8 protein-coding genes and 2 pseudogenes are annotated in these 11,301 nt (G+C 46.1%); 3 read left to right on the top strand and 7 right to left on the bottom strand.

Features of this window, described 5'->3' with window-relative positions:
- Positions 1 to 23: 23 nt before the first annotated feature.
- From ahpF to DVH26_RS00290, 5 genes are all read right to left on the bottom strand, one after another.
- Positions 24 to 1,553 carry an alkyl hydroperoxide reductase subunit F gene (ahpF, locus tag DVH26_RS00310; RefSeq protein WP_239630619.1) on the bottom strand — a complete coding sequence of 510 codons (1,530 nt, stop codon included), beginning with the start codon at positions 1,551 to 1,553 and terminating at the stop codon, positions 24 to 26.
- A 14-nt stretch (positions 1,554 to 1,567) separates the two neighbouring features.
- Positions 1,568 to 2,131, bottom strand: a complete 564-nt coding sequence (gene ahpC / locus DVH26_RS00305; protein WP_239630618.1) for an alkyl hydroperoxide reductase subunit C — start codon at positions 2,129 to 2,131, stop codon at positions 1,568 to 1,570.
- Positions 2,132 to 2,349: 218 nt separating this feature from the next.
- Positions 2,350 to 3,045 (bottom strand): Na-translocating system protein MpsC family protein, encoded by a 696-nt coding sequence (locus DVH26_RS00300; RefSeq protein WP_239635613.1) that lies wholly within the window; start codon positions 3,043 to 3,045, stop codon positions 2,350 to 2,352.
- 322 nt (positions 3,046 to 3,367) lie between these two features.
- Entirely contained in the window at positions 3,368 to 4,837 is a 1,470-nt protein-coding gene (locus DVH26_RS00295; protein ID WP_239630617.1) for an ATP-binding protein, read from the bottom strand.
- Between the two features lie 240 nt (positions 4,838 to 5,077).
- A complete protein-coding gene (locus DVH26_RS00290; RefSeq protein ID WP_239630616.1) occupies positions 5,078 to 5,773 on the bottom strand; it encodes a Na-translocating system protein MpsC family protein in 696 nt (231 codons plus the stop codon).
- Positions 5,774 to 6,061: 288 nt separating this feature from the next.
- Between DVH26_RS00290 and DVH26_RS00285 the strand changes: the two are divergent.
- From DVH26_RS00285 to DVH26_RS00275, 3 genes and pseudogenes are all read left to right on the top strand, one after another.
- Positions 6,062 to 6,720, top strand: a pseudogene (locus DVH26_RS00285) (type 1 glutamine amidotransferase domain-containing protein).
- A gap of 72 nt (positions 6,721 to 6,792) precedes the next feature.
- Positions 6,793 to 8,010: an MFS transporter gene (locus DVH26_RS00280; RefSeq protein WP_239630615.1), complete on the top strand. Its 1,218-nt coding sequence runs from the start codon at positions 6,793 to 6,795 to the stop codon at positions 8,008 to 8,010.
- 1 nt (position 8,011) lies between these two features.
- The gene (locus tag DVH26_RS00275; protein WP_239630614.1) at positions 8,012 to 8,884 is read left to right on the top strand and encodes a LysR family transcriptional regulator; all 873 of its coding nucleotides are present in this window, start codon (positions 8,012 to 8,014) and stop codon (positions 8,882 to 8,884) included.
- A 56-nt stretch (positions 8,885 to 8,940) separates the two neighbouring features.
- Here DVH26_RS00275 and DVH26_RS00270 read toward each other — a convergent pair.
- Both DVH26_RS00270 and DVH26_RS00265 read right to left on the bottom strand, forming a co-directional pair.
- Positions 8,941 to 9,670: pseudogene (locus DVH26_RS00270) on the bottom strand (helix-turn-helix domain-containing protein).
- Positions 9,671 to 9,974: 304 nt separating this feature from the next.
- Positions 9,975 to 11,060: a glycosyltransferase gene (locus DVH26_RS00265; RefSeq protein ID WP_239630613.1), complete on the bottom strand. Its 1,086-nt coding sequence runs from the start codon at positions 11,058 to 11,060 to the stop codon at positions 9,975 to 9,977.
- Positions 11,061 to 11,301 lie beyond the last annotated feature (241 nt).

Here is an 11,301-nt window from a genome sequence, read left to right as displayed (position 1 = left end):
TTTTTGTATATACTAATATTCACTTAATTTCTAATGAGATAATCGAAGGCTCCCAAAGCTGCAGTAGCGCCGGATCCCATCGAAATGATGATCTGTTTGAAAGCACTATTGGTGCAGTCGCCTGCGGCAAACACTCCAGGAACGCTTGTAGCGCCGTGACGATCTACCACGATCTCACCAAAGCGAGTGCGTTCCAGCGTTTCGGCCAGCCAGTCCGTATTCGGTACAAGACCGATCTGAACAAACACGCCTTCCAGCTCGACATGATGCTCTGCTTGCGTCTCACGATCGATGTAAGTAATCCCGTTCACTGTGTCCGTACCAGTAATTTCTTTGGTTTGAACGTTCTTGTGAACAGTCACATTCGGCAGGCTGTAGAGACGATCCTGCAAAACAGCGTCAGCTTTCAGCTCAGGCATGAACTCGAGGACCGTCACGTGCTTGACGATGCCTGCAAGATCGATGGCCGCCTCGATACCGGAGTTGCCTCCGCCGATCACGGCTACGTGCTTTCCAGTAAACAGAGGACCGTCGCAATGAGGGCAGTAAGCTACCCCTTTGTTCTTGAACTCGACTTCGCCCGGTACGCCGACATTGCGCCAACGAGCACCCGTGGAGATGATAACGGTTTTGCTCTTCAGAACAGCCCCGCTCTCAAGCTCAACTTCGATGAAGTCCTTCTTCTCCAACCGTGTGGCACGCTGCAGCTTCATTACGTCAACACCGTATTCCTTAACGTGCTCCTCAAGACTGGCTACCAGCTTAGGACCTTCGGTATATTTGACGCTGATGAAGTTCTCGATGCCCATGGTGTCCATCACTTGACCGCCGAAGCGCTCGGCGACAATCCCGGTCCGGATGCCTTTGCGCGCCGCATAGATCGCTGCGCTGGCTCCGGCAGGTCCGCCACCGACAACAAGCACGTCGAACGGCTCTTTGTCCGCAAGCTCGGATGCGTCCGGTCCCGTTCCCAGCTTGGCCAGGATCTCTTCGAGCGACATGCGGCCGCTGCCGAAGAACTCGCCATTAAGGTATACCGATGGCACTGCCATGATGTTCTTGCTCTCGACTTCCTCTTTGAAAGCCGCGCCGTCAATCATAGTATGAGTAATGCCCGGGTTCAGGATGCTCATCAGGTTCAACGCCTGAACGACATCAGGGCAATTGTGGCAGCTCAAGCTAATATACGATTCGAATTGATATTCGCCGCGAATGCTTTGAATCTGGTCAATGACCTGCTGCTCCACCTTTGGAGGTCTTCCGCTAACCTGCAGAAGCGCGAGCACCAGGGATGTAAACTCGTGTCCCAATGGGATGCCGGCAAAAGCAACCCCAGTATCTTCACCCTTGCGGTTCACGGTAAAGCTCGGTGTACGAGGCAGCGAAGCTTTCTCGACGGTGATCATGGAAGACATGCCGGCGATTTCATCAACCAGCTCCAGCATCTCTTGGGAAACGGCATCGGACCCGGCACTCACTTTAATCAGGACGTCGCCTTCCATGAGCTGCAGGTATTGATTTAATTGTCCTTTGATCTCTACGTCCAGTGCCATCAGCTTTCAGCTCCTTAGATCTTTCCTACAAGATCAAGGCTTGGCTTCAACGTTTTGGAACCTTCCTGCCATTTCGCTGGGCAAACCTCACCCGGGTTGTTTCTTACATATTGAGCCGCTTTGACTTTGTTAACCAAGATGCTTGCATCACGGCCGATGCCGCCTGCATTGATCTCAACCGCTTGAATTACGCCGTCTGGATCGATGATGAATGTACCGCGATCTGCCAGACCGTCCGCTTCGATCAATACGTCGAAATTGCGGGAGATTGTGTGGGAAGGATCGCCGATCATGATATAAGTAATTTTGCCGATAGTCTCGGAGCTGTCGTGCCATGCTTTATGTGTGAAGTGAGTGTCCGTGGATACGGAGTATACTTCAACGCCAAGGCCTTTCAAAGTTTCGTATTGGTTTTGCAGATCTTCAAGCTCCGTTGGGCATACGAAAGTAAAGTCAGCCGGGTAGAAGCAAACTACGCTCCATTTACCTTTGAAATCAGCTTCAGAAACGTCGATAAATTTACCGTTGTGGTAAGCAGATGCTTTAAATGGTAATACTTCAGTTCCGATAAGAGACATAATGTATTTTCCTCCTTAAATTGGGCTTAATTTTTGTTATGTAAAAATGATAGCATTAACCACCATTTTCATCATGAAGTAACCATGAAGGTTTCATGAAGTTTTGATGAAGATTTGCGACAAGGCGTCCTGCATCTAAGAGCAATACAAAGTTATCATTCCAATTTAAGATAATTCCATACTCATTATAAAACGGCCCTCCCCTTGCTTACAAGACTTCACGCTTTCGATCTTACAATAAACAAGATGACGCTTCGATCCCGTTCAAAATCCCAATCCACGAACACGTCAAGCATCTTCACATTCAGAATTTGTTCAATATACTTGTTATCCCGCAAATAACTTTTTTCGAGATGATTGATCGCCTGCTTTAAATGATCCTCATCCCGCAGCCGAATCAATTCTTTGCTGAGATCAATAAGAATACCGGTTCGTACGATCAGAAGCGTTCGTTTATTGATCATGCGGGAGCTGATATGATCCGGCTTTTTTTGGACCCGATGACTCATACGGCCAATCTCTTGATGCAGCTCCTCTTTTCCTGGATACTTCTCCTGCGAACCGGAACCAAATGGAGGATCCTCGCATTGACGCCCAACAAACATGCCTGAGTGATTATGTAATTCCCAATCATAATAGAACTCTAGAATGTTCATTCCGGTTAGCAGCAGTAAATAAGCTTTGATTTCAGGTAATAGCGACCTCATCACGATATCTCTAGTATGTTGAATGGCGCGGATTTGCCCCTGCTTCAGAAGTATTTTTTCGGTAGGAGTCAAAAATTTTTGTAAATAAATAACAATATACGGACGGTCTATACTTACATAAATGGATTGAGGCCCTTTTCCAAATGCATCTCGGAGCATTTTCCCTATGTGGCTAGCAATTTCATTCTGGAAATGGTTTTCATTCATATTCAAAAAGATTCATCCTCGGTCTAGGTAAAACCATTATAGTCTTACCCTAATTATCAAGATAATATAATTCACCGTAGATTTTGTCCTACAACCTAGTAACAAAAAAAGCCTAAATAAAGGTTGCTACGCAACGTTTATTCAGGCTTATGTCCAGCGCTATCTCTGGTTCATTACGGCCAACTAAATCCTTATTCCTGCTGGTATTGCTTCAACTTCAACTGCAAGTTCCTCACACGTGGTTGATAAGGCAAGAGCGTCATATCTGTTACCCACACCTATTTTAATAATTTTAAACATAATAAGCAAGATTAAGCTTGTACTATTTGGAGTATTCCTCAAGAGCTTGCTGCAAGGACCCCCTCGTCTCTACTTTTTCGTGAAACGAAATCCCTAATTCGACCATAGTATTCGTAATCTCAGGACGTATACCGGTGATAATGGCTTTGCATCCTTGGATTATAATGCCGTTCACTATTTTAAACAGATGCGACACAATCGCCGTATCCATGTAGACGACACCGGATAAATCAATAATGACTTGCTTGAGCTTCAATTGGTATATGCGGACTAATACATGTTCCTGGATTTTTTTGGCGCGGAGTGTGTCTAATTTGCCGACAATCGGGAGTATGGCCATGTGGTCGGAAAGGGGAATAACCGGGAGGGACAGATCCTCTATAACCTCGCGTTGGGATTGGAGAACCTCATTTTTATATTCGGAATAACTAGACGCAAAATGTTTCATGTAGGTGTCTAAATTAAAGTTAACCTGCCGCTCCAGCTCGAAAAATTGCTTCTGGCTTTGTTCGACGTTTATGTAATAATTAAAGAGAAAATCCCAGTAGGTCTTGCGCAGCATTTGAAGCCATTCAAGCTTTAATATTAAATCCAAATTATGGCTCGCCCAGTTCCTCCCGTGCTCCTTGGCATGCACGATTAAGCCATGCTCGTCCCGATCGTTGAGCAGGAGCACCACCTTGTTCGCCGATTCAAGGATAAAATCGGAATCGATTTCAGTCGATTTGATAATTTCAAATAACTCTTTTCCCTGCAGCTTAAGCAATTCGAAAAAATCAATTTTATTAGCCGTATAAAATTGCGAAAAGCTCTGATCATGGACATAATGTAAGTTCAAAGGAACCACCTCCAGCTCATTCGTCAAATTTTGAACAGGAAACTGTACCAAAAATTCGGTACCGACACCAACCTTGCTTTTAACCCGAATAATCCCGCTGTGTTCGTAAATGGTTGAAAATACTTGAGTTAATCCCATTCCGGTACCTTCCGTTTTGGACGTATAGAAAGGTGTGCCCAGCAATCTTATTTTTTCCTCCGGTATCCCGCTCCCGGTATCCGAAACCTTAATCATTAATTTGCCATCGGCTTTATAATGCTTAATAGTGATGGTCCCTCTGTCCGAAATAGCTTCAAAGGCATTTTTAATTAGGTTAAAAAAAGCTTTTTTTAACTGGTTCCTCTTACCATACACTCTTGTATCCGTATCCAAGAATTGTTTTTGAATAGAGACTTGATACGATCTTTCTTGAAAAAGATACAGTAAGGACTCCAATTCGGAACAGAGATTAATCGAATCGAAAGGCTCGTTTTCCAAATCGGGCTTAGAGACGTGCAATAAATTTTGCAATGTGGAAAGTGCGTTCTCCAGCTCGGTATAGGCATAGTCGAGGTACTTATGCGGCGATTCTTCCTTTAGCAACTGGAGAAAGCCCTTTACCGCGGTTAGCGGGTTTTTGACCTCGTGTGCGATTCCCGCTGCGATTTGACCCACAGAAGCCAACCGGTCCAGTCTCAGGTCGGACTCGCTTACCTGATTATTTCCATCTGATTCAGACAATGTACGGTACTCCTTTCGACGTATTTAGTTCAAGCCATTCCATCAATCACATGAGCCGGCAATCCCTAATCCTATATCCATAGGAAGAGTATAAAAAAAGCCTAAAGAAAAGCTGCTATTCGCAACTTTTATCCAGGCTTATGTCCAGCGCTATCTCTGGCCCATTACTACCTTCTATTGATTAGGATTTAGCACGAAAACGATGACGCTTTTGTCAAACTGAAAGTCCCAATCTACAAATGTATCAACTATTTTCGTTTTCAAGATGGGTTCGAGATGATTGTTGTTATGCAAATGGCTCTTTTCCAGACTTCGTTTCGCCACCTTTAAATTCCCTTCAAATCCATGCCGGATCAACTCTTTCTCAATGCTGATCAGAATGCCGTTTCGGATCACTAGGAGCATACGACCGTTAAGCATGCAGGAATACGTTTCTTCCGGGGTCTTCTGCACCAGATGACTAATATCATTGATTTCCCGGTGAAGCTCTTCTTTTCCGGGATACCCCTCTTGCTTGATTGCTTGCAGGCTGTCCTCATCCGATTCAATCCCTACGAATACTCCTGATAAATTATGAAGCCCCCAGTCGTAGTAAAATTCCCGAAAGTGAATGCCCGCTATTAAGGACGTATATGCTCTAATCTCAGGAATGAGCGACTTCATTAGCAAGTCTCTTGTATTCTGTATGGGAATAACCTGATCCTGCTCAAGAAGTATTTTTTCCGTAGGTGACAATAGGCCCCTAAAGTGAAATACAACAAAAGGCCGGCGAATACTTACGAAGATCGATTGCGGTCCTTTCCCGAACGACTCTCTAAGCAGCCTTCCGACATGACTGGCTAGTTCCAATTGGACTGTTTTGGGTTCCAACAACGATCATCCTTACATTAAGGCAAAAGCATCCAATCTTTCGCCCTTTTTTATTGTACCTATATTTTTGGAAGCGTTCAACTACTCTGTTATTATTTACTTCCCCGTTCCGTCTCATACTGCTTTATGCATCATCGTCGCTTACGCCAAAGCCTAGAACGGGAGAACTGCTATTATTGGTATAATTTTTTTTATGGATATGTACAAAAAACATAATTTGTTTTATTGATAATGCGGTCTTACAATAGCACCTGTAACCACAGTTCAACAACATAGGAGGCCATATCAATGGGAAAACAAATTTTGATGGTTGTCACCAATCATACCGATATGCAGGAAGGCAAAAAGACGGGAATCTGGCTGTCGGAATTCGCGGAGGCTTATCTGGGGTTCCAAGAAAACGGCTATGAAGTTACCGTAGCAAGCCCCAAAGGAGGCGCTGGTCCGATTGATCCGGGCAGTGTAGACGATCAAACACCGCAAGCCATCTTGGACGCTGCCAAGCATCTGGAGCACACCCGTAAGCTGGAGAGGTAACGGCAGAAGCATTCGAGGCGATTTTCCTGCCCGGCGGTCACGGCACGATGTTCGATCTACCGGATAACCAACCACTTCAGCAATTGCTTCGTGAATTTTATGAAGCCGGAAAAATCGTCGCCGCTGTTTGCCATGGCCCTGCCGGTCTCGTTGGCGCGACGTTGTCCGATGGACAGCCGCTGGTTGCAGGCAAGCGCGTGAATGCTTTTACGGATAGAGAAGAAGCAGCGACAGGCTTGGGCTCTTCCCTGCCTTTCCTCTTGGAGAGCAAGATCCGCGATCTGGGAGCGATTTTCGTAGCGGCACCCAACTGGAGCTCCCATGTAGAAGTCGACGGCAACCTCATTACCGGACAAAATCCCCAATCTACGCTCGCTGTTACCAAAGCAGTTTTGAGCAAATTAAGCTAATACTATACGTGAGACTGATTGAACACTTGGATCAGCCTCCTTACTTTATACAAAAGGAGGGCACACCCTATCATGATAACGGAACAAATGGCTCATCATTCTGAACAGGCGGCACAGTCTTCTCGCAAAGGCTCGACTCTCGCCATCTACGCGCTCACTCTCGGTGCATTCGCTATCGGGATGACGGAATTCATCATTATGGGGTTGCTTCCAGAAGTGGCAGCCAGTCTGAAGGTCTCTATCCCCATGGCCGGCTTCCTTATTACGGGCTATGCCTTGGGGGTCGCGATCGGTGCTCCCTTCATTACAGTGGCAACTCACAAAATGCCGCGTAAAGCACTTCTGCTATTTCTGATGATACTATTTATCGCGGGAAATGCGCTCGCCGCTATCGCACCGAATTATACGGTGTTGATGCTGGCCCGCATCTTGGCTGCACTTACCCACGGTTCGTTCTTCGGAGTCGGCTCGGTCATTGCCGCGGAGCTAGTTCCCAAGGAAAAGCGTGCTGGCGCTATCGCCATCATGTTTACCGGACTGACACTGGCTAATATATTGGGAGTGCCGTTTGGAACCTATCTCGGACAGGCGTACGGCTGGCGCTCTACGTTCTGGGCGATCACGTTGATTGGGATCATTGCGCTGATCGGGATTGTCATCCTCGTCCCAAAGGTTGCCAGTGCAGTATCCAGCCTGCAAAAAGAGCTCGGGGTACTCAAACGCCCTGCGGTTCATATCGCTCTCTTGATGACCGTATTCGGATTTGGCGGCGTGTTTACAGCTTTTACTTACATTTCGCCCATCCTGGTCGATATTACGGGCTTCTCACCTGGCTCGGTTTCCTACATCCTCGTCCTGTTCGGGGTCGGGATTACGATCGGGAACATTTACGGAGGCAAATTGGCGGACCGCAGCCTGTTCCCCTCCTTGCTTGGAATCCTTGCTTTGCTCGCGATCATCCTTGCGGTATTTAGCTTCACGGATCAGCATAAGCTCCTTACCTTGATCACCGTATTCGTATTAGGAGTCGCAGCATTCGGTACCGTCCCAGGCCTGCAGCTGCACATGCTGAACACGGCCAAAGAAGCTCCGACACTCGCCTCGACATTGAATATCGCGGCCTTTAATCTGGGCAATGCTCTGGGTGCCTATATCGGGGGGATCGTCATTGATGCGGGCTTTGCAGGAGGACTGTCAGCCGTACCTTGGGTCGCTTCACTTGTGACGGTTATCGGAATTTTGTTTACAATATGGGGAGCACAGTATCAGAAACTAAGGAAGGGCAGCTAACATGGTAGACTTTGAGTGGTACCGAAGCTTTATTTGCATCTACAAGCATAGCTCTGTATCGGAAGCGGCCAGAACAAGGATGATGACCCAGCCGGCCATGAGCCAGCATTTGGCTTCTCTGGAAGCCGAGGTGGGTGAACCCTTGTTTACACGAGCTCCCCGCAAAATGATTCCGACCGAGCGAGGCAAAGCGCTGTATACACAGGTGGTGCCGCTCATCGAGGCTTTGGAAGAAACCTCTCAGACCCTCAAGAACAGCACGGCCACTTCTTTGCCCATACTTCGGATTGGGTCTGCACATGAGTTTTTTCGGGAAAAGATCGCTCCACATATCGGCAGCTACCAGATGCGAGTTATTGCTTCTCTCGGTGTCGCTTCCAAGCTGCTTGACTGGCTGCTGGAGGAAAAGGTCGACGTCATCGTCATGTCGCAAAAGCTTGTCGCCCCTGGCATCGAATATATCCCGTACATGCAGGAGGAGTTTGCGCTGGTGGCATCTCCTGATTACGTTGAGCCGGCTTTTGCCGACAAGGCGTCGTTTGAAGCGTGGTTATGCTCCCAGCCTTGGATCAGCTATGGTTTGGATTTGCCCATCATCCGCCGCTTTTGGCGCGAGCATTTCCAGAAACGCCCGCAAACGCATCCTACCCACGTCGTGCCCGATCTGCACAGCGTGCTTAAGGCCATCGAGCATGGCGCGGGAATCAGCTTGCTTCCTACGTTCATGCTGGATGATCATTTATATCGCAGCAAGGTCAAGATTATGTATCCGTCCTGTACCGTTCATAACGACCTGTACTTGGCGTACCAGATGAAAAACCGGAATTCACCAAATGTAAAGGCGTTTATTGAAGCAGTGAAACGGACCGTTTGATTTTGTCGCGATGAGTGGAAGAGGCTGTTATCCTTTGGCGGATAGCAGCCTCTTTTTCAATAGATATGGGAGATATATTCGAGTGCGGTTGTTCCATATACGCTTTTAAAGTGTTTGTTCAAGTGGGTTAAATCAAAAAAACCGCATGCCGCTACGGCTGCATAAACATCTCTATGGGTTTCGATTACCTGCTTGGCACGTTCTATTTTGCAATTAAGGAAGTATTGATAAGGTGAAATGCCCGTATGAGTTTTAAATAGCCGGATAAACTGAAATTTCGATACATCAAGCTCTGTACAGATCTCATCCAGCTTGAGCACATGCTCTAGGTTGGCATGAATCATTTCTTTTGCTTTTCTTATTATTGCGCTATCACTTTTGACGTCCGAAGAAAGATTCGTTTGAACAAGACTACCGGTGAGGGATAAGAACAATTCACTGCATAACGCCTCATCTTGCTCGTTTAAAATTGCTTGAGCAAGGCTTACGCACAATATCCTTTTTCCCTGCCCCCTCTATGAGCATTTGCGGATCAATATACAGCATCACATAATCCAACCCCGACTTATCATGAGCCATCCCGTCATGTACCTGCTCCGGATTGAACAGCATAACGCCATTTTGATGTGACAATTGCAAGCTGCCATCGATGTGATAATGTTGAATGCCGCGCAGTGTTACGCCTATTGCATACTCCTTGTGAGCGTGCTTTTTGTACATAAATTCCGTCATGCTTGCTGACAATGCAGTGATCCCTGCGGATTTTTTATAAAGAAATCGATCCATTTCAGCACCTCTACCTAAGCTTAAGTTACATCCAGATCATGATAGCAGCATAAACCAGCAATAGGGCCATCACTACACTAACTATCTTATTGTGCTTCTGTAAAAACTCTTTAAAGATCGTACCGAATAGAACCCACGTTATAAAAGCAGAAAAACCGATCAAAGTAATCGCAACAATACTTACCGTCACCGCAGGAACCGCACTATAATGGGGCATTATAAAGGTTGGAATGACCGTCATTGTAAATAGCACTACCTTTGGGTTCAAAAACTGCATTAAGAAGCCGGCACTGATATTTTAGATTCACTTTGAAATTAATCCCATAGCCTCTAGTTTTCTTGATACAACTACCTTGGAATCGAAATGGGATCTGATTTTATGGGTGCCGTTAACGGCGATTGCCACCGCTTCATTGAAATGATCCTTAATCCACCATAGTATGTCGACCAGTTTTCTGGTTTCGGTGATTTCAAGATAGTCAAAATCGCTTAACAACATAAAACTATCGCGACGAGGATTGCTTGAAACCAAGAGACATCCGGTCGACATGGCATCGCCGGCAGCCGTAGTTGGAAATCCGTCCATCGCCGAAAAGTCCGATGTGCTGCAACTAATGAACACATGTGCTTGATGATATATATCCCGGACCTCCTCAGGATTCAATAAACCGTGAAAGGTATAGTTATCGTTGTTCAACAAATGCAAATAGTTTTCCCAGTCGCCTACAATATCAAGATGAAAGCTTTCGTCAAGCTGATTGAAAGCTTCAGCCATTTGCGGGAAATTTTTACGCAGACCCTGATGGGCTGAAAATACCAATCGGATCGGCGGAGTTATCGGTTTTGGGAGAAGACTGTAAAACTCTGCGTTGATCATACCGGGAACATAAATACTGCCGGGGAATTTTTTAAGCACCTCTTGAACGTTGGAAAAGATCGTAGAATAATAAGAGTCCAAGTTGCTAATCTCAATCGGGGTGTCTACAGCCAAGCCACCGCCTGGATAGATGGTTGTATGAAGCTTTAATTGCCGATCCTGTATTACCGGCAATATGTTCAGCTCGTTATTAGACCCGAGAACCCTATAACCGTTAGGAAGGCAGGTATTGCCGACCAAGCTGAGAGCCATATTCAAAAAGACGCAATAAATATCGGTTATTTTTTCGGAATAAATTTGGTCAACAAGCTGGGAGATAGGATGGACCTTCGCCGGGAAGCTATCCGATACCGGGAAGCCCCTCCAATCCGTAAATGGGCTTGTGGCAAAGAACAAAGTATCCGGCCGCAGCCGGTGTATTTCGTAATTTTCCCAATATCTAAATCCACTTTGCTTCCACGGGAAATTAGTATCGACTACAGCAAGTCTCCGCCCTGGCATTGAGTTTACCATTTAAGCATTTGCCCTCCCACATTGAGAGTTTGATAGTAAAACTAGTCATAATTCCACATATTTTGGTTTGTCTGTTGAACTAATTGTTATTCTATGCTGCAGAATTAATTAGAGTTACAGACACTATTTGTGGCTTCCCTTTGGAAGTTGTGGTGAGGTGATTACTACTTATAACGGCAATAAGACAGTCTTAACGGCAGGATGAAGTGTCGCATCTCCAACCTGGGATATATACAGGTCC

The organism is Paenibacillus sp. H1-7, assembly GCF_022354825.1.
Taxonomy (GTDB): Bacteria; Bacillota; Bacilli; order Paenibacillales; family NBRC-103111; genus Paenibacillus_S.
The sequence above is the reverse complement of the archived record's forward strand: the minus strand, read 5'-3'. Positions and strand labels throughout refer to the sequence as shown.